21 protein-coding genes are annotated in these 19977 nt (G+C 70.4%); 16 read left to right on the forward strand and 5 right to left on the reverse strand.

The annotated features are described in order from the left end of the window. The 5 genes from ACILQS_RS09960 to ACILQS_RS09980 all read left to right on the forward strand — a co-directional run. On the forward strand, positions 1-1025 hold a 1025-nt coding region (locus tag ACILQS_RS09960), incomplete at its 5' end, for a M20/M25/M40 family metallo-hydrolase (protein ID WP_395639967.1). A gap of 3 nt (positions 1026-1028) precedes the next feature. Then, the gene (locus tag ACILQS_RS09965) at positions 1029-2054 is read left to right on the forward strand and encodes a permease (RefSeq protein ID WP_395639968.1); all 1026 of its coding nucleotides are present in this window, start codon (positions 1029-1031) and stop codon (positions 2052-2054) included. Positions 2055-2094: 40 nt separating this feature from the next. Then, positions 2095-2820 (forward strand): TIGR03943 family putative permease subunit, encoded by a 726-nt coding sequence (locus ACILQS_RS09970; protein ID WP_395639969.1) that lies wholly within the window; start codon positions 2095-2097, stop codon positions 2818-2820. After that, complete coding sequence (locus ACILQS_RS09975; protein ID WP_395639970.1) at positions 2810-4210, forward strand: hypothetical protein; 1401 nt, start codon at positions 2810-2812, stop codon at positions 4208-4210. The genes ACILQS_RS09970 and ACILQS_RS09975 overlap by 11 nt, the downstream gene beginning before the upstream one ends. A gap of 41 nt (positions 4211-4251) precedes the next feature. Beyond that, the gene (locus tag ACILQS_RS09980) at positions 4252-5118 is read left to right on the forward strand and encodes an undecaprenyl-diphosphate phosphatase (RefSeq protein WP_395639971.1); all 867 of its coding nucleotides are present in this window, start codon (positions 4252-4254) and stop codon (positions 5116-5118) included. Positions 5119-5142: 24 nt separating this feature from the next. Here the strand turns inward: ACILQS_RS09980 and ACILQS_RS09985 are convergent, their stop codons facing one another. Next, positions 5143-6006 carry a proteasome assembly chaperone family protein gene (locus tag ACILQS_RS09985; RefSeq protein ID WP_395639972.1) on the reverse strand — a complete coding sequence of 288 codons (864 nt, stop codon included), beginning with the start codon at positions 6004-6006 and terminating at the stop codon, positions 5143-5145. A 42-nt stretch (positions 6007-6048) separates the two neighbouring features. Here ACILQS_RS09985 and ACILQS_RS09990 point away from each other — a divergent pair, with 42 nt between their 5' ends. The 9 genes from ACILQS_RS09990 to lnt are packed head-to-tail and all read left to right on the forward strand — an operon-like array spanning position 6049 to position 15958. Continuing rightward, positions 6049-6720 carry an HAD family hydrolase gene (locus tag ACILQS_RS09990; RefSeq protein WP_395639973.1) on the forward strand — a complete coding sequence of 224 codons (672 nt, stop codon included), beginning with the start codon at positions 6049-6051 and terminating at the stop codon, positions 6718-6720. A 56-nt stretch (positions 6721-6776) separates the two neighbouring features. Next, positions 6777-7709 carry a tRNA (adenine-N1)-methyltransferase gene (locus ACILQS_RS09995; protein ID WP_395639986.1) on the forward strand — a complete coding sequence of 311 codons (933 nt, stop codon included), beginning with the start codon at positions 6777-6779 and terminating at the stop codon, positions 7707-7709. A gap of 29 nt (positions 7710-7738) precedes the next feature. Further along, positions 7739-8662: a hypothetical protein gene (locus tag ACILQS_RS10000; protein ID WP_395639974.1), complete on the forward strand. Its 924-nt coding sequence runs from the start codon at positions 7739-7741 to the stop codon at positions 8660-8662. A 14-nt stretch (positions 8663-8676) separates the two neighbouring features. Further along, positions 8677-9654: a helix-turn-helix transcriptional regulator gene (locus tag ACILQS_RS10005; protein ID WP_395639975.1), complete on the forward strand. Its 978-nt coding sequence runs from the start codon at positions 8677-8679 to the stop codon at positions 9652-9654. Then, positions 9641-10627 carry a helix-turn-helix transcriptional regulator gene (locus tag ACILQS_RS10010; protein WP_395639976.1) on the forward strand — a complete coding sequence of 329 codons (987 nt, stop codon included), beginning with the start codon at positions 9641-9643 and terminating at the stop codon, positions 10625-10627. The genes ACILQS_RS10005 and ACILQS_RS10010 overlap by 14 nt, the downstream gene beginning before the upstream one ends. A gap of 46 nt (positions 10628-10673) precedes the next feature. Next, a complete protein-coding gene (tatA, locus tag ACILQS_RS10015) occupies positions 10674-10886 on the forward strand; it encodes a twin-arginine translocase TatA/TatE family subunit (protein WP_395639977.1) in 213 nt (70 codons plus the stop codon). 43 nt (positions 10887-10929) lie between these two features. Continuing rightward, positions 10930-11763 (forward strand): twin-arginine translocase subunit TatC, encoded by an 834-nt coding sequence (gene tatC / locus ACILQS_RS10020; protein ID WP_395639987.1) that lies wholly within the window; start codon positions 10930-10932, stop codon positions 11761-11763. Next, on the forward strand, positions 11760-14285 hold the full coding sequence (locus ACILQS_RS10025) for a DEAD/DEAH box helicase (RefSeq protein ID WP_395639978.1): 2526 nt from the start codon (positions 11760-11762) through the stop codon (positions 14283-14285). The genes tatC and ACILQS_RS10025 overlap by 4 nt, the downstream gene beginning before the upstream one ends. Positions 14286-14335: 50 nt before the next feature. After that, the gene (lnt, locus tag ACILQS_RS10030) at positions 14336-15958 is read left to right on the forward strand and encodes an apolipoprotein N-acyltransferase (protein WP_395639979.1); all 1623 of its coding nucleotides are present in this window, start codon (positions 14336-14338) and stop codon (positions 15956-15958) included. On the opposite strand, the gene ACILQS_RS10035 is transcribed toward lnt, so the two are convergent. From ACILQS_RS10035 to ACILQS_RS10050, 4 genes are all read right to left on the reverse strand, one after another. Beyond that, the gene (locus tag ACILQS_RS10035; protein ID WP_395639980.1) at positions 15955-16335 is read right to left on the reverse strand and encodes an RNA polymerase-binding protein RbpA; all 381 of its coding nucleotides are present in this window, start codon (positions 16333-16335) and stop codon (positions 15955-15957) included. The genes lnt and ACILQS_RS10035 overlap by 4 nt on opposite strands. A 163-nt stretch (positions 16336-16498) precedes the next feature. After that, positions 16499-17221, reverse strand: coding sequence for a glycerophosphodiester phosphodiesterase family protein (locus ACILQS_RS10040; RefSeq protein WP_395639981.1), 723 nt, complete (start codon positions 17219-17221; stop codon positions 16499-16501). Between the two features lie 55 nt (positions 17222-17276). After that, positions 17277-18188 carry an SPFH domain-containing protein gene (locus ACILQS_RS10045; protein WP_395639982.1) on the reverse strand — a complete coding sequence of 304 codons (912 nt, stop codon included), beginning with the start codon at positions 18186-18188 and terminating at the stop codon, positions 17277-17279. Positions 18189-18190: 2 nt separating this feature from the next. After that, the gene (locus ACILQS_RS10050) at positions 18191-18697 is read right to left on the reverse strand and encodes an NfeD family protein (RefSeq protein WP_395639983.1); all 507 of its coding nucleotides are present in this window, start codon (positions 18695-18697) and stop codon (positions 18191-18193) included. A 51-nt stretch (positions 18698-18748) separates the two neighbouring features. Here ACILQS_RS10050 and ACILQS_RS10055 point away from each other — a divergent pair, with 51 nt between their 5' ends. Both ACILQS_RS10055 and ACILQS_RS10060 read left to right on the forward strand, forming a co-directional pair. Next, positions 18749-19543 carry an SDR family oxidoreductase gene (locus tag ACILQS_RS10055; RefSeq protein WP_395639984.1) on the forward strand — a complete coding sequence of 265 codons (795 nt, stop codon included), beginning with the start codon at positions 18749-18751 and terminating at the stop codon, positions 19541-19543. After that, on the forward strand, positions 19543-19977 hold a 435-nt coding region (locus ACILQS_RS10060; protein ID WP_395639985.1), incomplete at its 3' end, for an NUDIX hydrolase. The genes ACILQS_RS10055 and ACILQS_RS10060, both read left to right, overlap by 1 nt.

A 19977-nucleotide genomic window follows, 5' to 3' on the forward strand; every position in this document is an offset into this window, starting at 1 on the left:
ACTGGAGCGTCGACCCGTTCGCGGGCGTGGTCAAGGACGGCATGCTGTGGGGCCGGGGAGCTGTCGACATGAAGGACATGGATGCCATGATCCTGACCTCGCTCGACGACATCCTGTCCTCGGGGGCTTTGCCGGCCCGTGAGCTCGTCGTGGCGTTCTTCGCCGACGAGGAGAACGGCGGCGTCTTCGGCTCGCACTTCCTGGTCGACGAGCATCCCGAGCTGTTCGCGGGGGCGACGGACGCCGTCAGCGAGGTCGGCGGGTACTCGATCGACCTCGGCGGCACGCGCGCCTACCTGCTGCAGACCGGCGAGAAGGCGCTCCTCTGGATCCGACTCGTCGCCCGCGGGGGAGCGGCCCACGGGTCGCGGGTGTTCCGCGACAACGCGGTCACCAAACTCGCCGAGGCCGTCGCGAAGCTCGGACGCGAGGAGTGGCCCGTGCACCTCACCGCGACGACCCGCGACCAGTTGGCGCGACTCGCCGACCTCCTCGGGGGCGACGCCGGCGATCCGGATGCCCTCATCCTCTCGGCCGGGTCGGCGGCGGGGTTCCTCCAGGCCGGCATCCACGTCACGACCAACCCGACCGTGCTCGAGGCCGGCTACAAGCACAACGTCATCCCGGACCGCGCGGAGGCCCTCATCGACGTCCGACCCTTCCCGGGGCAGGAGGACGAGGTGCTCGCGCGGGTGCGCGAGCTCGTCGGTCCCGAGATCGAGATCGAGATCGTGCACCACGACGTCGGACTGGAGGAGTCGTTCAGCGGCGACCTCGTGGATGCCATGGTCGCCTCCCTGCACCGGTTCGATCCCGGCGCGCCCGTGCTGCCCTATCTGATGAGCGGGGGCACCGACAACAAGGCGCTCTCGAAGCTCGGCATCACCGGCTACGGCTTCGCGCCGCTGAAACTCGGGCCCGGCCTCGACTTCCCCGCGATGTTCCACGGGGTCGACGAACGCGTCCCCCTCGACGCTCTCGTCTTCGGTCGCGCGGTGCTCGGCGACTTCCTGCGGAGCTGCTGAGTCGTGACGATCGCACCCCCCACCCTTCTGCCCGAGACCCGGCGCACCTCGCCCGCGCGCTACGTCGTCGCGGGTCTTGCGCTCGTGCTCGGCATGACCGCGCTGCGCATCTTCGCGCCGGGCCCCGACGGCATCGAGCTCGGCAACGTCGTGCAGGATTTCGTCACGCTCTCGCTCAGCGTCGTGATCGAGTCGCTGCCGTTCGTGTTCCTCGGCATCGGACTCGCGGTCGTCGTGCAGGTGTGGGTGCCGCAGCGCGTGCTGTTCCGGGTGCTGCCGCGCACCCCCGTCCTGCGTCGCGCGGTGCTGTCGCTGCTCGGGGTGCTGCTTCCGGTGTGCGAATGCGGCAACGTGCCGCTGTCGCGCGGCCTCATCATGCGCGGCCTGACCGTGCCCGAGGCGATGACCTTCCTCGTCGCGGCGCCCATCGTCAATCCGGTCACCATCATCACGACCTACCAGGCGTTCGGATTCGACGACGGGATCCTCGTCGCGCGGGTGCTCGGCGGGTTCGTGATCGCCAACCTCGTCGGCTGGCTCTTCTCCCGTCACCCCCGACCGGATGCGCTGCTGACCCGCTCGTTCTCGGCGGCCTGCTCCCGTGCGCGGAGCCACGACCATGAGCACGGCGGCCGGTGGCGGCAGTCGATCGAGACCTTCGCGGCCGAACTGACGTCGATGCTGCCGGCGCTGCTCGTCGGCTCCGCGATCGCCGGGGTCATCCAGGTGGGCGTCTCGCGCGACGTGCTCGTGACCCTCGGCTCGAACCCGGTGATCTCGGTCTTCGTGCTCATGCTGCTCGCGTTCGTGATCGCGGTGTGCTCCAACGTCGACGCGTTCTTCGTGCTCGCGCTCGGCTCCACGTTCCTGCCCGGCGCGATCGTGGCGTTCCTGCTCTTCGGGCCGGTGATCGACGTCAAGATGCTCGCGCTCCTGCGCACGACCTTCACCGCGAAGACACTCGCGCTGCTCACTCTCCTCGTCGGCCTCGGGGCGGCGACCGTCGGATTGGCGATGAACCTTGTCTGAGCGGTGGCTGGCGCGTCGGTTCGTGGAACGCTGGCTCGGCGTGACTTTGAGCCTGATCGGGGTCGTCGCGATCCTCTGGCTCGGCGCGACCGGGCGGCTCGAGCTCTACATCCACCCGCGGTACACGGTGTTCACGATCGTGATGGCGGTGATCGGGGGAGCGGCGTCGATCGCCGCGTTCCTGGTGGTCCCCGGGCGCGGTCACGCGCACGACGACGACCTGCCCGACGAGACGCCGCCCACCGGCTGGCGTGCGGCCCTCGCGATCGGCGGCAGCGTGCTGCTCGTCGCCGCCTCGGCCGTCGCGCTGCTGGTGCTGCCGCCCGCGACCCTCAGCTCCGCGACCGCCGACAACCGCGACATCGCCGACTCGACGGCGCTGTCGTCAGCCGACACGACATCGCTCGTCGGCGGCGATTCGACGACGTTCACGGTGAAGGACTGGGCGACGCTCCTGCATCAGGGACTCGGCGACGACTTCTTCGCCGGCAAGGCGGCGGCGTTCTCGGGCTTCCTCGTCGCCACCGAAGATCCGGATGTCGTCTACGTCGCCCGATTCCTCGTCACCTGCTGCGCCGTCGACGCGCAACCGCTCGGGGTGCCGGTGCTGTTCCCGGGCTGGCAGGACCGCTTCGCGGTCGACGACTGGGTCGAGGTGACGGGCGGCTTCTCGCCGAGCGCCGACCCCTCCGCCGCCGAACCGATCGTGCTCGTGCCGGACACCTTCGAGGGCATCGACCAGCCCGCTCAGCCCTATGTCTACTGACGATCCGGGTGCCGTCGGCCGTCGACGGGCTCGCGCCGGTCTCAGGTATCGTCGCAGCGTCGTCGCGACGATCGGAGTGCTCGCGATCGCGACGACGGGCCTGGGCGTCGCGGGTCTGTTCCGCGGACCGCACCTCGACGACGCCGCGGTCGCCGACGCGACAGCCCTCGAACGCACCGGGCAGCGTCTCGTGCTGCGGGCCGACCAGGCCATCGACCCGGTCGACGCCGCCGACGTGACGATCACCCCCGACGTCCCGATCGAGGTCACCTCGGACGCCCGCACGATCACGGTGCGGTTCACCGGGATGCTGCGGGCCCTCACCGACTACGACATCTCCGCTGCCGTGACCGGGTCGGCGACCGGGGTCTCCGGCACGCTCGACTTCGCCTTCACGACGCCCGATCTCGAGGTCGCCGTGCTGGTGCGCGATCCGGACGGGCGCGACCAGGTGCGCCGTCGAGCGGTCTCGGGGGCCGACGGCGTCACGCTCTTCACGGCGGACCGCATCCAGGAGTTCGCCGTGGCGCGCGACGGGATCGCGGCCGTCCTGCTCGACGAGTCCGGAGCGGACGGGCGGCTCGTGCTCGCGCCGACGGGGGAAGGGGTGGAGCTCGACATCCCGCTGCCCGGCACCGGCCGGCTGCAGAAGCTCCGCGCCTCGCCGACCACCGGACTGATCGGCGTGCTCTTCAGTCCGAACGACCCTGACGAGGTCATGTCGCAGCTGCTCGTGTTCGACCCTCGCGATCCGTCGGCTCTCGTGCGCCCGGTGACCGGCCTCGACGGCGACGTCGCCTCGGTGCTCGACTGGCGGATCGTGCCGGGAACCGGCTATCTCGTCGTGCAGACCTTCGACGAGGCCCTGCTGCTCGTCGACACCGCCGACCTCTCCGCACCGCCCCTGCCGCTGGGCGAACACGCCGAGCTTCGGGGCTTCCTGCCCGGCACGCTCGAACTCGTCGTCGCCGATCCGCTGTCGGGGAGCACGATCGACCTGGAGACGGGGGAGACGACCACGCTCGTGCTGCCCGACGACGGGCTGGATCCGAGCGCATACCCGGGCAAGGTGGTCGCCCTCGGCGGGGACCGCTACGTCGAGATCGTCTCCTCCCCGGGCCCGGACTTCGTGCTCGACTACGAGATCCTGCTCGTCGGACCCGACGGCGTCGACGTCGTCTACGACCCCGACCCCGGCGTCCCGGTGCGCGACGTGTGCCTGTCGACCAATGCGCAGTACCTGGCGGTCGAGGTGCAGGATCCGGAGGGCGAACTCGACGGTTACCCCAACGTCTCGGGCCGAAGCGGGAGCACCACCTACTTCGTCGACCTCGAGACCGGGAGCGCCAACCGGGGGATCGCCGGCTTCGCCGCGTCCTGGTGCGACTGACCGCGACGGGGCGACCCTCGAACTCCTGACAGAATCGCCCGGTGGACTTTCTCGAGGCGATCATCCTCGGCCTCCTCCAGGGCCTGACGGAGTTCCTGCCGATCTCTTCCAGCGCGCACCTGCGCATCTTCGGCGACCTCGCGGGCTGGGGTGACCCGGGTGCGACGTTCACCGCGATCACGCAGCTCGGAACCGAGCTGGCGGTGCTCATCTACTTCTGGAAGGACATCACGCGGATCATCGGCAAGTGGTTCCGCTCGTTCGGGGCGCGCGGGGGAGCGCACTCCGCCGGCATCCGGAAGGGCGATCCGGACGTGCGGCTCGGCTGGGTCATCATCATCGGCACGGTGCCGATCGTGCTCGCCGGCTTCTTCCTGCAGGATCTCATCCGCGAGCAGCTCCGCTCCCTCTGGATCACCGCGATCGTGCTCATCGTGTTCGGCATCCTGCTCGGTCTCGCCGACCGGCTCGGCCGCCGAGTGAAGACCGTGCAGGATCTCACCTATCGCGACGGCCTGCTCATCGGCGGCGCGCAGATGCTCGCCCTCGTGCCCGGTGTCTCGCGCTCGGGCGCGTCGACGAGTGCGGGCCTCGTGCTCGGCTACGACCGTCCCTCGGCGGCCCGGTTCTCGTTCCTGCTCGCCGTCCCCGCGGTCTTCGGCGCGGGCCTCTACGAGACCTACACGGCCTTCACCTGCGAGCCCGGCGTCGACGCCGGGTGCGGCACCGGCTACGGCCTGCTGCCGACCGTCGCCGCGACGGTCGTGGCCTTCGCCGTCGGACTCGCCGTCATCGCGTTCCTGATGCGCTACATCTCGACGAGGTCGTTCCTGCCGTTCGTGATCTACCGCATCCTGCTCGGCGGCGTGCTGATCGCGCTGCTCGCGACGGGCGTCCTGCAGCCCTAGCCGCGAGCGGCTGGTCCCGGGTGGCTAGCCGCGGGCGGTCGGACCGTCGTCGCGACCGTTGCGGCGGCGGAGGTAGCGCTCGAACTCCTCGGCGATCGCGTCGCCCGAAGCCTCGGGGGAGTCGACGGTGTCGCGCGCGGTCTCGAGCTGCTTGATGTACGCGGCCATGTCCTCGTCGTCCTCGGCGAGGGCGTCGATGCCGTCCTCCCAGGCTGAGGCGTCCGCGACGAGCGATCCGCGATCGACGACGACGTCGACGAACTCCTCGAGCCGGTCCAGCAGCGCCAGGGTCGCCTTCGGCGACGGCGAGTTGTGCACGTAGTGGGGCACGCTCGCCCAGATCGAGAGGGTCGGGATGCCGGCCTTCTCGGCCGCCATGCCGAGCACCGAGAGGATGCCGACCGGCCCCTCGTAGGTCGAGGCCTCGAGCTCCCAGTACTCCTGCACGGCACGGTTGTCGCTCCCGGCGAACACCGAGATCGGACGGGTGTGCGGCACGTCGGCGAGCATCGCCCCGAGGAAGACGATGCCGGTCACCCCGGCCGCCTCGGCGGCGTCGATGATCTCGGCGCTGAAGGTCTTCCAGCCGCGCGACGGCTCGCTGCCGAGCAGCACGTGCACGCCCGCGCCGTCGAGCGGAGCGGAGAGCGTCACGCTCGGCCATTCGAGCACGCGCTCGCCCGCGTCGTTGGTGGAGACCTCGGGACGGTTGAACTGATAGTCGAAGTAGTCCTCGGGCTCGACGTCGAGCCGGCTGACGAGGCCCAGCTGGTCGCGAACGGCGCGCACCGCCCCGCTCGCCGCCTCGCCGGCGTCGTTCCAGCCCTCGAAGGCGACGAGGAGCACGGAACCCCCGCGGAACGGGTTCTGGTCTCCCGACTCGGCCATGCCCCCAGGATAGGCCGCCCACCGCACCTAAGCTGGTCCGTCGTGACCACCGCCACTTCCGTCCGCTCTGCCGTGCAGAAACCCGCCGCCGTCCTGTGGGACATGGACGGCACCCTCGTCGACACCGAGCCCTACTGGCTTCAGGCCGAGAGCGACATGGTGCACGCCGCCGGCGGCGTCTGGACGCCGGAGGACGGCCTCCAGCTCGTCGGATCGGGGCTCGAGCGCTCCGCCCTCATCCTCCAGTCGCGCGGTGTCGAGCTTTCCGTCGAGGAGATCATCGAGACGCTCACCGAGCAGGTGCGCGTGCAGATCGCCGACGCCGTGCCGTGGCGGGCCGGGGCGCTCGAGCTGCTCACCGAACTGAAGGATGCCGGCATCCCGACCGCTCTCGTCACGATGTCCCGGCGCCACATGGCGCTGGATGTCGTCGCCGCGCTGCCGTTCGCGGGCTTCGACGTCGTCGTGGCCGGGGATGACGTCGTGAACGCCAAGCCGCATCCCGAGCCCTACTTGGCAGCCGCCGCGCTGCTCGACGTCGACATCGCCGCCTGCGTCGCTCTGGAGGACTCGGAACCCGGGGTGGCCTCGGCGGTCGCGGCCGGCGCGACGGTGTTCGCCCTGCCGCTGCACATCCCGCTGCCGCCGAGCCCCGCCTACCTCCTGCGCGACACGCTGCCGAGCCTCGCCGAGCTGACGGCGGTGCTCGCGTGAGCGGCGCGGACTTCCGGGTCGGCGACCGCGTGCAGCTGACCGGCCCGAAAGGGCAGATGCACACCGTGACCCTGACCGAGGGCGGCGGCCTGCACACCCATCGCGGAGTGCTCTGGCACTCCGACATCGTCGGGCAGCCCGAGGGGTCGGTGCTCGCGGCCTCCAACGGCGACACGTACCTCGCACTGCGGCCGCTGCTCGTCGACTACGTCATGTCGATGCCGCGCGGTGCCGCGATCATCTACCCGAAGGATGCGGCGCAGATCATCGGGCTCGCCGACATCCACCCCGGCGCCACCGTCGTCGAAGCGGGGGTCGGGTCGGGCGCGCTGTCGATCTGGCTGCTGCGGGCGATCGGGCCGACGGGGAAGCTGCTGTCGTTCGAGCGCCGCGAGGAGTTCGCCGACATCGCCCGCGGCAACGTCGCGGGGTTCTTCGGCGAACTGCCGCCGAACTGGGAGGTCGCGCTGGGCGATCTCGCCGACGAGCTGCCGATCCGCGGCATCCAGGCGGACCGCGTCATCCTCGACATGCTCGCACCGTGGGAGTGCCTGCCCGCGGTGAGCGCTGCACTCGCCCCCGGTGGCGTCCTGCTCTGCTATGTCGCGACCGTCACTCAGCTCTCGCGCACCGCCGAGGCGATCCGGGCGAGCGGCCTCTACACGCAGCCCGACTCGAGCGAGACGATCATCCGCGGCTGGCACGTCGAGGGGCTCGCCGTGCGCCCCGACCACCGGATGGTCGGCCACACCGGGTTCTTGCTGACCGCCCGGCGCCTCGCCCCGGGATCCGTGCTGCCCGCACCCGCCCGCCGGGCTTCGAAGTCGGAGTACAGCGAGGAGGACGTCGAGGCGTGGACCCCCGGAGCGCTCGGCGAGCACGTCAAGAGCGACAAGCGAATGCGCAAGGTCGCCCGCGACGCGCGCGCCCTCGCCGACAGCGTCGGCTCGCCACTCGACACCGCACCCGAGACCCCGCTCGACAAGTAGAGCCTGTCTTCTCGAATAGACTCTCGGTCGTGCGTCGTTCCCCGCTTGCCCGGCCCCTGACCGCCGTGGCCGCCGCCGTGCTCGTCACGGGCGCCCTTGTCGGTTGCTCCGGCTTCTCGATCGACGGCGGATGCGAGCCCGCGTTCCCGTCGGGCGATGCCTCCTCGATCGTGACCGCCACGGGGGATGTCGGCGACGCCCCGGCCGTCGAGTTCCCGACTCCTCTCATCTCGGACGAACTGCAGCGCACGGTCGTCACCCGCGGCTCCGGCGAGCCCGCCGCCCCCGGCTCGACGATCCTCTACGACTACGTCTACTACGACGGCGCCTCCGGCGAGTCGATCACGACGGGCGAGAGCGAGCTCGGGGCGGCCAGCGACCTCAAGCTGGCCTTCGGCGAAGCCCTCGAGTGCGCCACGCCCGGCTCGCGGATCGTGCTGACCGGCCCGGTCGGCGAGATCGACGCACGTGGCCAGGACGCGACCGACACGATCGTCGCGGTGATCGACGTCATCGACGTGTTCCTCGGCAAAGCCAACGGCATCAACCAGTTGCCGCAGGACGGGCTGCCGCAGGTCGTGACGGCGGTCGACGGCGAGCCGGGTATCACCCTCACCTACCAGGAATCCCCGACGGAGCCCCGCTCCGCCGTCATCAAGGCCGGCGGCGGCGCCGCACTCGAGGACGGCGACACCGTCATCGCCCACGTGCGCACCTGGACCTGGCCGACCACGATCGGCGGCTCGGCGACCCTCGGCGACGACACCTGGGCGACCGGCACCCCTCGATTGATCGACTTCTCCGCCGACGTGCTGACCGACGAGACGCTCTACGACGCGCTCGACGGCGCGAAGGTCGGTTCGCAGCTGCTCGTCGTGCTCCCGAGCGACGACGAGTCCACCGGTTCGACGGTCTTCGTCATCGACATCCTCGGCATCACGTCGCAGGACTGACGATCGGATCCGGTATGACGCAGGCCGCCGTACCGGTCGAGGAGCGCCTGTTCAGCCTCGTGCTCGCGCTGCTCGCGACCGAGACCGGACTCACCAAGAACGAGATCCTCTCGACGGTGCAGGGCTACCACCAGCGCTTCACGAGCGGCGGCGACAACGCGAACCTCGAGCGCCAGTTCGAGCGCGACAAGGACGACATCCGTGATCTCGGCGTGCCGCTCGAGACACTCGATTCGCCGGGCGACGCCGGCAACAACCAGACCCTGCGCTATCGCATCCCGAAGGGCGCCTACGAGCTCCCTGCCGACGTGACGTTCAGCTCCGAGGAGACGGCGCTGCTCAACCTCGCCGCGACGGTCTGGCGGGAGGGGTCGCTGTCCGGCGAGTCCCGCCGCGCGGTGCTGAAGCTGCGCTCTCTCGGGGTCACGGCCGATGAGCCGCTGCTGGGCTACGCCCCGCGCATCCGATTGCGGGATGCCGCGTTCGATCCCCTCGACGCCGCCATCCGCAAAGGCGTGCGGGTGCGCTTCCCGTACCTCAAGCCGGGGGAGGAGAAGGCGACCGAACGCGACGTCATCCCCCTCGCACTCGTGCAGTACCAGGGTCGCTGGCACCTGTCGGCCGAGCGTGCCGGCGAGCGCCGCGTGTATCTGCTGCGTCGCATCGTCGGGCCGGTCATCGCGGGGAAGGCCGCCGACATGCCGGCGGGCGACCTTCCCGCCGAGGCTCTCGCCGATCTGCAGGAGGTGTGGGAGAGCAACGTCGCCGAACTCGAGGTCGTCCCCGGTTCCGACGCCGCCACCCGGCTCGCCAACCGCGACGGCGCGACGGTCGTCGGGGATCACGTGCAGCTGCACTTCGTCGACGTCAACATCCTCGCCGACGAGCTCAGCGGATTCGGCCCCGAGGTGCTCGTGCTCGGCCCGCCCGCGCTGCGCGACGCCGTCGTGTCCCGGCTGCGAGGGGTGGTGGCGGCTCATGGCGGCTCCTAAGCCCCAGCCCTTCCAGGCGCGCGACAAGCTCGCCTTTCTGCTCTCGCTCGTGCCGTACCTGATGGATCACGACCGGGTCACCGTGGCCGAGGCGGCCGCGCATTTCGGCATCCCCGCCGAACAGATCCGGGATGCCGTCAACCTCATCGCGGTCAGCGGACTGCCGGGCGAGACCGCGGCCTATCAGCACGACGACCTGTTCGACATCGACTGGGACGCCTTCGAGAACGACGACGAGATCGTGCTCACCAACCGGGTCGCCATCGACGATTCGCCGCGGTTCTCCGCTCGGGAGGCGTCGGCGCTCATCATGGGCCTGCAGTACCTCTCGGCGCTGCCGGAGTACGCCGATCGCGCGTCGATCGCGAGCCTCATCGCGAAGCTCTCTCGCGGCACCTCCGGCGCCCTCGCTCCCGTCGGCGTCGGCGAGGCGGAGACGCGCGAACGCCTCATGCCCTCGATCACCCTCATCCGCGAGTCGCTCGACCGGGGACTCCAGCTCGAGTTCGACTATCTGAACGCACGCGGCGAACTCGAACGCCGACGCGTCGACGCCCTGCAGGTGGAATCGGTCGACGCCGACTGGTACCTGCGGGGCTGGTGCCACCTGCGCGAGGCCGTGCGCACCTTCCGGCTGGATCGCATCTCGCGCGCGGAGGTCACCGATGCGCCCGTCTCCCACCGGGTGAGCGATGTGCGGCTCCCGGAGCTGTTCGAAGCCTCGCCCGACGACCTCGAGGTCGTCATCGACGTGGAACCCTCCGCGATGCCGTTGCTGGCGGACTACATCCCCGACGGGGCCCGGAGCCGGCCGGAGGGCGCCCGGATCCGGACCGCGGTGCGCGTGTCGCACTACCACGGCCTCAAACGGCTCATCGCGAGCATGCCGGGAGTCGTCACGGTCGTGGAACCGGCCGAAGCCCGCTCCGTCGTCGCCGAGTGGGCGGCTGCCGGAGTCTCCCGGTATCGCTGAGTTACACTGAACCGCAGTAGCTGCCGCACGACTCGAGGAGACCCGCGTGTTCACGACCATCCTTCTGGTGAACCAGTGGCAGACGTGGGCCATCATCCTCGTCGTCGTGCTCCTGCTGTTCGGCGCCACCCGCCTTCCGGCCCTCGCCAAGAGCCTCGGCCAGTCGGCGAAGGTGTTCCGCAAGGAGCTCAAGTCCGACGAGACCGAGGCCGACGTCGCCGCGAAGTCCGAGTCGGACCAGCCGACCGACAAGAAGTAGCGGGGGGATGGCCGCCACCAGCCGGCGGAACCCCGACAGGCGGATGTCGCTCGGCGCACATCTGATCGAACTGCGCAAGCGGCTGACGCGTGCCGCCCTCGGGATCCTCGGCGGGACGATCGTCGGGTTCGCGATCTACGACCTGTCCTGGTTCGGCGCACTGCTGGATCCCGCGGTGCCGGGATCGGCGCGTGCGCTCGACGGGGCGGGGACCTGGACGGCGCTCAGCGGTCCGATCTTCCGGCTCGCGTCGGCGCAGGGCCGGGATACCGATGAGGTCGCGATCAACTTCACGAACATCACCGGGGCCCTCGACATCCAGTTCCAGGTCGCGGTGGTCACGGGCATCGTGCTGTCGAGCCCGCTGTGGCTCTACCAGATCTTCGCCTTCTTCGTCCCCGGGCTGACCGGCCGCGAGAAGCGGTACACGTTCGGCTTCTTCTTCACCGCCGTCCCCCTCTTCCTCGCCGGGTGCGCGGCCGGGTGGTTCGTGCTTCCGCGCATCGTCGAGGTGATGTCGTCGTTCGTTCCGGCCGGGGCGACGACCTTCTACGACGCCAAGTACTACCTGGACTTCGTGCTGAAGCTCATGCTCGCCATCGGCATCGCATTCGTTCTGCCCGTCTTCCTGGTGCTGCTGAACTTCGTCGGGGTGCTGCGCGGCATCTCGATCCTCCGAGGATGGCGCTGGGCGGTGCTCGGGATCGTGGTGTTCACCGCTCTCGCCACCCCCGCCGCCGATGTGCTGTCGATGGTGCTGCTCGCCATCCCGATGACGGTTCTCTACTTCGCGGCGATCGGCATCTCGGTCTGGCACGACCGGGTGATCGATCGGCGAGCCGCGCGCGAGCTCGGCGACGAGCCGATGCCGGTATGAGCGACCAGCTGTCGCCGGCCGAACGCTTCGCCGCCGCCAAGGCTCGGCGTGGCACGCCGCACCTGCAGGATTTCCGCGCGCGGCTGGCGTTCGACCTCGACCCCTTCCAGCTCGAGGCCTGCGAGTCGCTCGAAGCGGGACGCAGCGTGCTCGTCGCGGCGCCGACGGGCGCGGGCAAGACGATCGTCGCCGAGTTCGCCGTGCACCTCGCCCTCACGGCTCCGCGGGCGAAGGTCTTCTACACGACGCCGATGAAGGCGCTCAGCAACCAGAAGTTCTCCGAGCTGGCCGCCGAGCACGGCGCGGACCGGGTCGGGCTGCTGACCGGCGACAGCAACATCAACAGTTCCGCCCGCGTCGTCGTGATGACGACCGAGGTGCTGCGCAACATGCTCTACGCCGACAGCCCGCTGCTGCGCGACCTCACCTACGTCGTGATGGACGAGGTGCACTACCTCGCCGACCGGTTCCGCGGGGCCGTGTGGGAGGAGGTCATCATCCATCTCCCCCCGGAGGTGCGGATGGTGTCGCTCTCCGCGACGGTGTCGAACGCGGAGGAGTTCGGCGACTGGCTCCAGGCTGTGCGCGGCGACACCGACGTCATCGTCTCCGAGGAGCGTCCCGTGCCGTTGGAGCAGCACGTGCTCGTGCGCTCCAAGCTGCTCGACCTGTTCGAGACCTCGACCCTCGTGCACGGCGAAGGATCGGATGCCCGCGTCAATCCGGAGCTGACCCGGCTCACCGGCTCGCAGGATCGCGCGAGCGGCAACTACCGGCAGCAGAGCGTCGGGCGGCCGGGGAAGAGCAAGCGCGACAGGGGGTCTCGACACGCCGCCTCCAGCGGCTCCTCGACCACCGAGAGGTCCGACCGTTTGTTCGGCGACCGGATGGGCCGCGCCGACATCGTGAAGCTGCTGCGGTCGCGCAACCTGCTTCCGGCGATCTTCTTCATCTTCAGCCGGGTCGGCTGCGACGCCGCGGTCGAGCAGGTCGCGCGCAGCGACGTGCGCCTCACGGAAGCCTGGGAGCGCGACGAGATCCGGTCGATCGTCGAGGAGCGCTGCCGGGCGATCCCGGATGCCGATCTCGCCGTACTCGGCTACTGGGGTTGGCTCGACGGCCTCGAGCGGGGACTCGCCGCCCACCACGCCGGGATGCTGCCGATCTTCAAGGAGATCGTCGAGGACCTGTTCCAGCGCAAGCTGTTGAAGGTCGTCTTCGCCACCGAGACGCTCGCCCTCGGCATCAACATGCCCGCCCGCACGGTCGTCATCGAGAAGCTCGAGAAGTTCAACGGCGAAGCCCGGGTGCCGCTGACGCCGGGGGAGTACACCCAGCTCACCGGGCGCGCCGGACGTCGCGGGATCGACGTCGAGGGGCACGCCGTCATCCAGTGGACCGGGGGAGTGGACCCGCGGGCCGTCGCCTCCCTCGCGTCGCGGCGCACCTACCCCTTGCACTCGTCGTTCCGGCCGACCTACAACATGGCGGTCAACCTCATCGAGCAGTTCGGGCGCACCCGCACGCGCGAGATCCTCGAACAGTCGTTCGCCCAGTTCCAGGCCGACCGCGCCGTCGTCGACCTCGCCCGTCGGGTGCGCAAGCAAGAGGAGGCGCTCGGCGGGTACGAGCAGGCGATGACCTGCCACCTCGGCGACTTCCGGGAGTACTCGTCGCTGCGGCGGGAGCTGAGCGACCTCGAGCGCAAGAACGCCCGCGCCGAAGGTCGCGGTCCCGGCGAGCACGAGAGCCGCGGGGAGCGCGACCGCCGGCAGCGGCAGATCGCCGACCTGCGCAAGCGCATGAAGCAGCACCCCTGTCACGCCTGCGCGGAGCGAGAGGCGCACGCCCGCTGGGCCGAACGCTGGTGGCGGCTCAAGCGCGAGACCGACCAGATGCGCTCCCAGATCTCCGGACGCACGGGCGCGGTCGCGCTCGTCTTCGACCGCGTCACCGAAGTGCTCCGCGAGCTCGGCTACGTGCAGCCCTCCGACGAACGCGGGGCGGGCGAACTCGAGGTGACCGGCCCGGGTCGCGCGCTCATGCGCATCTACGGGGAACGCGACCTGCTCGTCTCGGAATGCCTGCGACGCGGCATCTGGGACGACCTCGACGCGCCGGGGCTGGCCGCCCTCGCCAGCAGCCTGGTCTACGAGCCGAGGCGCGAGACGGATGCCGGGGAGCGCGGGTTGCCCCGCGGGGCCTTCCGCGCCGCGCTCGAAGCCACCGAGGCCGTCTGGGAGGAGCTGCAGGCGCTCGAGGTCGCCCACCGTCTGCCCGAGGGCACGGCCCCGTCGCCCGGCATCGCCCTCGCCACGCAGCGCTGGGCGCAGGGCGCGGCGCTCGATCTCGTGCTGCGGGATGCCGAGCTCGCCGCCGGCGACTTCGTGCGCTGGATGAAGCAGGCGATCGACCTCCTCGATCAGTTGTCGCTCGTCGCCGACGGCCCGCTCGGCCGCCGCGCGCGTCAGGCGATCGACGGCATCCGCCGGGGGATCGTCGCCTACTCTGGGGTCTCGTGATGCAGGGTTTCGATACGCGTGCCGCTGCGCGGCGCGCTCCTCAACCCGCGGTGTTGCCGCTGCTGCCGGCGCTCGTCGTCGCCGCGGGCGCGGGGCTCCTGCTCGACACCGCGTTCCCCGACAAGGGCTGGTGGTTCACGGCCTTCCCGGCGATCGGGCTCGCGCTCCTCGCGATGCAGGGTCGGCGCGTCGGGGCGGCGATCCTCGTCGGACTCGTCTTCGGGGCCACCTTCTACTGGCCGCACATCGAATGGGCCTCCGAGTTCCTCGGACTCGTGCCGTGGTCGGCGCTTGCCGCCGTGATGACGCTGTGGAACGGCGCCGCCGCCGCTCTCATCGCGCTCGCCTACCGCTGGGTGCCGCGGGTCTGGGACGGTCTCGCCGGGCGCCTGCTGCTACTGCCCGTCGTCGTCGCCGGCATCTGGACCGCGCGTGAGGCCGCCGCGAGCGTCTGGCCCTACGGGGGCTTCTCCTGGGGCCGCGTGGCGTTCTCGCAGTCCGACAGCCCGCTCTCACCGCTCTTCGCCTGGCTCGGGGTCTCGGGCGTCTCGTTCGCGATGGTGTTCCTGGTCGCCTTCGCGGTCGCCGCGGTTCACGAAGGTCTGCGGCATCCCGGCCGTGGCGCAGCGCTCGGCGCTCTCGTCACTCTCGCGGCGCTCGTGCTCGTCGCCGTGCCTCCGTGGACGTCGCTCCCGGGCACCGCGCCCGCGTCGGCACCGACGCTGCGGGTCGGGGCCGTCCAAGGCGACACGAAGGCCGGCTACTTCGACCCGCCCGATGACTTCGGCGACAACCTGCTCGGCCAGGTCGCCGCCACCGAACCGCTCTACGACGAGGACGTCGACGTCGTCGTCTGGCCCGAGGGGGCCTCGGATGCCGACCCGCTGCGCTACGGCTGGGCCCGCGAGCTGTGGGACGAGGTCTCCGAGCGGGCCGACGCTCCGCTCGTCGGAGGCACCATCACGACGCGGCAGCTGGACAAGGTCGACGAGAACGGCGACCCGATGCCGGAGTACTTCAACACCGTGCTGCTCTGGGAGGCCGGGTCCGGCCCGACCGACACGCGGGTGCTCGACTACTACGACAAGAAGCATCCCGTGCCGTTCGGCGAATACGTGCCCGATCGGGCCTTCTGGCGGCAGTTCGCGCCCGACCTCATCGACCTGATCCAGCGCGAGTACACGCCCGGGACGACGGATGCCGTGTTCGAGCTCCCCGGGAGCGGAGCGATCGTCGGCAACGCGATCTGCTTCGACATCGTCGACGATCAGCTGCTCACCGAGATGGTGGAGCAAGGCGCCCAGATCGTGTTCGCCGAGACCAACAACGCCGATTTCGGACGCACCGACGAGAGCGTCCAGCAGCTCGCGATGGCCCGCATCCGGGCGATCGAGACCGCCCGCACCGTCGTGAACGTGTCGACGGTCGGAACCAGCGCCATCGTGCTGCCCGACGGGACCATCGAGATCCAGCTGCCCTGGTACGAACCCGGCGTCATGGTGGCCGACGTTCCTCTGCTGACGACCGTCACGCCCGCCGTCGTCGCGGGGCGCCAGATCGAGTGGTTGGTGTCCATCCTCGGACTGGGCGGCGTGCTGATCGCCGGGTTCGCGGGCACACGAAAGAGGGCGCCCGCCGAGCGGACGCCCTTCGTGAGGTCGTCGGAGGCTTAGGCCGACTTCTTCGAGTTCTTGGCCGCCTCTTCGCCGCGCCGGGCCCGGAGCAGCTCGAGGCGCTCCTGCAGGAGCTCTTCGAGCTCGGGGCGGGTACGACGCTCGAGCAGCATGTCCCAGTGGGTGCGCACGGCCTTGGCCTCGACGACCTCGGTCTCGACGAGCGAGCCGTCCTCCGCGACGAGGCGGCCCTCCTGGCCGGTGCGCGGCGACTCCCAGACCTCGGGCACCTCGGCATCGGCCGCGAAGGTCACCTCGAAGGTCGATCCGTCGGTCGTGCGGTAGACGCTGCGGCGCCGGGGGACGAACTCGACGCCCTCTTCGCTCTGGAGGCTCTGCGATCCAAGACGCATGCCCCGCAGGTTCCGTTCTGCCATCGTGTGGCCTTCTTCCTGTTCCCGGGGGTTTCGGCGTTGGTTCGGTGGAACGACGCCCGTACTGGTATAACGACAGGCTGGCGCCCGCCATGCCCCCGCACGCCCCTTCCCAGTGCTTTCACAGCCGTTACCGGGCCGATGGGGAGCGGGTCGCGAGGACGTCTCAGGAACGCCGCGCCAGAACCCCCATCGCGAGGTCCGCGCGGTCGCTCACCAACCCGTCGACACCGAGGTCGAGCAACCTCTCCATCGTCGGCTCGTCGTTGATCGTCCAGGCGTGCACTTCGACGCCGGCGGCGTGGAAAGCGGCGATCGTGCGCGGTGTCATCGTCGCCATCCCGAGGATGGAGAGCGGGAACTGCACGGCGTGCACGTCCCGCAGGATGCGGCGCAGCGCCGGGATCCCGCCCGCCGTCCGCGCCGCGCTCACCGCGGCCACCGCGCCGCGCGACGAGATCGAGGTGGCGACGCCCGGCAGCTGCCGCACCACCGCGAGGCGTCGGGCCGGGCTGAACGACCCGATGAGCACGCGGTCGATCGCGCGCGCATCTCGGATCGTCGCGATCGTCGGGGCGACGGCATCCGCCGCCTTGATGTCGATGTTGAAACGCGCCTCGGGGAACGCGTCGAGCGCGTCGGCGAGGGAGCAGAACCCCTGACCGTGCCCGAGGTCGATGGCGCGCAGCTCACCCGCGGTCAACTGCCCCACCCGGGCGGGCCGACCGGCGAGGCGCGTGAGGTCGGGGTCGTGGCTGACCATCGCCACGCCGTCGGATGACCCGTGCACATCGGTCTCGAGATGGGTCACCCCGACGTCGACCGCCTTCTGGAAAGCGAGGAGGGTGTTCTCGGGCGCGTCGAGGGCCAGCCCGCGGTGCGCGAGCACCCGCGGGGCGGGAGGGGTGAAGAACGGAAGCGGGCCTCCCTGATCGGCGCTTCCGCTACTTCGCGGCCGGACCACGGGGGGCGAAGAAGCCTTCGCCGATGCCCTTGAGCGCTTCGGTGAGCTCGCTCGGGATGATCCACAGCTTGTTGGCGTCGCCCTCGGCGAGCTTCGGCAGCGTCTGCAGGTACTGGTACGCCAGCAGCTTGCTGTCGGGGTCGCCCTGGTGAATCGCCGCGAAGACGGTCTGGATGGCTTCGGCTTCACCCTGGGCGCGCAGCACCTGCGCCTTGGCGTCACCCTCGGCCTCGAGGATGCTCGCCTGCCGCGACCCCTCGGCCTGGAGGATCGCGGCCTGCTTGGTGCCCTCGGCGGTGAGGATCTGCGCGCGGCGGTCCCGCTCGGCACGCATCTGCTTCTCCATCGAGTCCTGGATGCTCACCGGCGGGTCGATCGCCTTGAGCTCGACGCGTCCGACGCGGATGCCCCACTTGCCGGTCGACTCGTCGAGCACGACGCGCAGCTGCCCGTTGATGTTGTCGCGCGAGGTCAGCGCCTCTTCGAGGTTGAGGCCACCGACGACGTTACGGAGGGTCGTCGTGGTCAGTTGCTCGACGGCGCCGAGGTAGTTCGCGATCTCATAGGTCGCGGCCCGCGCGTCGTTCACCTGGAAGAACACCACGGTGTCGATCGACACCACGAGGTTGTCCTCGGTGATGACCGGCTGCGGCGGGAACGAGACGACCTGCTCGCGCATGTCGACGAGCGGCCGGAGCCGGTCGATGAACGGCACGAGGATGTTCAGTCCCGGGTTGAGCGTCTTGTGGTAGCGACCGAGACGCTCGACGATGCCGGCGTACGCCTGCGGGATGATCCGGATCGAGCGGGCGATGATCGTGAACACGAAGATCACGACGATGATCACCACGATCCAGGTCAGGACGAGGCCAAAGGTGAGCGGATCGTTCATCGTCAGTCCTTCTGTTCGGTGGCGGGCGTCTCAGCCGGCCGGGTGGCCGAAGCCGGGACGACCACGGCGGTCGCCCCCTCGATCGCCGTCACGACGACCCGTTCACCCTCGACGAGCCCGTTTCCCGACGCGGTGGCGATGCCGTCGGCGAGGCGGGCGGTCCAGACTTCGCCGTTGGCGAGCTTCACCTGGCTGCGCGAAGCGTTCTCGGCGACTACGAGCCCGGACAGCCCGAGAAGTGCCTCGACGTTGCTGCGCGTCGGATCGCCGCCTTTGCGGAACGCACGCAGGAGGGGCGGACGCACGACGAAGAGGAGCAGCAGCGCGAGGACGCCGGCGATCACCACCTGCGCCCAGATCGGTGCCGGGAAGAAGCCGGCGACGAGGCCGCCGAAGCCTCCGCCGGCGAGCATGAGGAACGTGAAGTCGAGCGTGAAGACCTCGATGATCACGAACACGAGGATCAGGGCGAGCCAGAGGACCCACCCCCACTCCACCAGGAACTCCATGGCTCGAAGCTAGCAGAGGCCCTTGAACGCGGGACGGTAGTCTCGAACATCGTGAGCACCGACGCACAGAATTCATCCGCCGCCCCCGTTCTCCCCGCCGGATCGTTGATCGGAAAGCGCGCCCTCGTCACCGGGTCGTCCCGGGGGATCGGCGCCGACACCGCGAAGTACCTCGCCGCGGCGGGGGCCAAGGTCGCGATCAACTACCGCAACAAGGAGGCGCGGGCGCTCAAGCTGATCGCCGACATCGAGGCCGCCGGGGGAGAGGCGATCGCCGTCGGCGGCGACCTCACCGACCCGGCGTCGGTGGCCGGGATGTTCGCCACGGTCACGGACGTCTGGGGCGGCCTCGACATCCTCGTGCTGAACGCCTCCGGCGGCATGGAGGGCGGGATGGCCGAGGACTACGCGCTGAAGCTCAACCGCGACGCCCAGGTGAACGTGCTCGAGACCGCGCTGCCGCTGCTGGGCGAGGGCGCGCGCGTCGTGTTCGTCACGAGCCACCAGGCGCACTTCATCAAGACGGTCGAGACGATGCCCGAATACGTGAAGGTCGCCGAGAGCAAGCGCGCCGGCGAGGACGCCCTGCGGGAGCGCATCCCGGCCCTCGACGAGAAGGGCATCGGCTTCGTCGTCGTGTCGGGCGACATGATCGAGGGCACGATCACCGCGACACTGCTCGACCGGGCCCGACCAGGCGCGATCGACGCCCGCCGCGAGGACGCCGGCCGGTTGTACACGGTGAGCGAGTTCGCCGCCGAAGTCGCGCGCGCCACCCTGGACCCGCTGCCCGAGGGCCGCATCCGCTACGTCGGCGACGTCAGCGGCTTCCTGGCGCAGAGCTGATGACCTTCCGCGCGACCGCTCGGGTGCTGCTCTACGGCCCCGACGACCGCGTGCTGCTCTTCCTCAACCTGGGCAAGGACCACACCGCCCGCCCCCGCTGGATCACCCCCGGCGGGGGAGTCGACCCGGGGGAGGACTTCCCGACCGCGGCCCTGCGCGAGCTGCGCGAGGAGACCGGGCTGGAACTGGATGACGTGCCGCCGGCCTTCCTCGAGACCGACTTCGATCCGGACCAGCGCTGGCACGCCTACGACACCGGACGCTGGGCCTGGTTCGCATTGCGGGTGGACCCGTTCGACCTCGCCCGTGACGGCTGGACGGAGGACGAGCAGGTGGAGGTCGTCGACGTGCGCTGGTTCTCCGCCGACGAACTCGAGGCCGATGAGTTCGAGTTCGAGCCCGCCGATCTGCCCGCCCTCATCAGGGCGAACGTC

This window comes from Pseudolysinimonas sp. (genome assembly GCF_044239695.1).
Classification (GTDB): Bacteria; Actinomycetota; Actinomycetes; order Actinomycetales; family Microbacteriaceae; genus Pseudolysinimonas_A.

What these genes read in the sequence shown, in the direction of transcription:
- ACILQS_RS09975 (WP_395639970.1), top strand. Translation starts at nt 2,810, where the DNA reads ATGTCTACTGACGATCCGGGTGCCGTCGGCCGTCGACGGGCTCGCGCC.
- ACILQS_RS10005 (WP_395639975.1), top strand. Translation starts at nt 8,677, where the DNA reads ATGACGCAGGCCGCCGTACCGGTCGAGGAGCGCCTGTTCAGCCTCGTG.
- ACILQS_RS09995 (WP_395639986.1), top strand. Translation starts at nt 6,777, where the DNA reads ATGCACACCGTGACCCTGACCGAGGGCGGCGGCCTGCACACCCATCGC.
- ACILQS_RS10045 (WP_395639982.1), bottom strand. Translation starts at nt 18,188, where the DNA reads ATGAACGATCCGCTCACCTTTGGCCTCGTCCTGACCTGGATCGTGGTG.
- ACILQS_RS10050 (WP_395639983.1), bottom strand. Translation starts at nt 18,697, where the DNA reads ATGGAGTTCCTGGTGGAGTGGGGGTGGGTCCTCTGGCTCGCCCTGATC.
- ACILQS_RS10025 (WP_395639978.1), top strand. Translation starts at nt 11,760, where the DNA reads ATGAGCGACCAGCTGTCGCCGGCCGAACGCTTCGCCGCCGCCAAGGCT.
- ACILQS_RS10035 (WP_395639980.1), bottom strand. Translation starts at nt 16,335, where the DNA reads ATGGCAGAACGGAACCTGCGGGGCATGCGTCTTGGATCGCAGAGCCTC.
- ACILQS_RS09985 (WP_395639972.1), bottom strand. Translation starts at nt 6,006, where the DNA reads ATGGCCGAGTCGGGAGACCAGAACCCGTTCCGCGGGGGTTCCGTGCTC.
- tatC (WP_395639987.1), top strand. Translation starts at nt 10,930, where the DNA reads ATGTCGCTCGGCGCACATCTGATCGAACTGCGCAAGCGGCTGACGCGT.
- ACILQS_RS10010 (WP_395639976.1), top strand. Translation starts at nt 9,641, where the DNA reads ATGGCGGCTCCTAAGCCCCAGCCCTTCCAGGCGCGCGACAAGCTCGCC.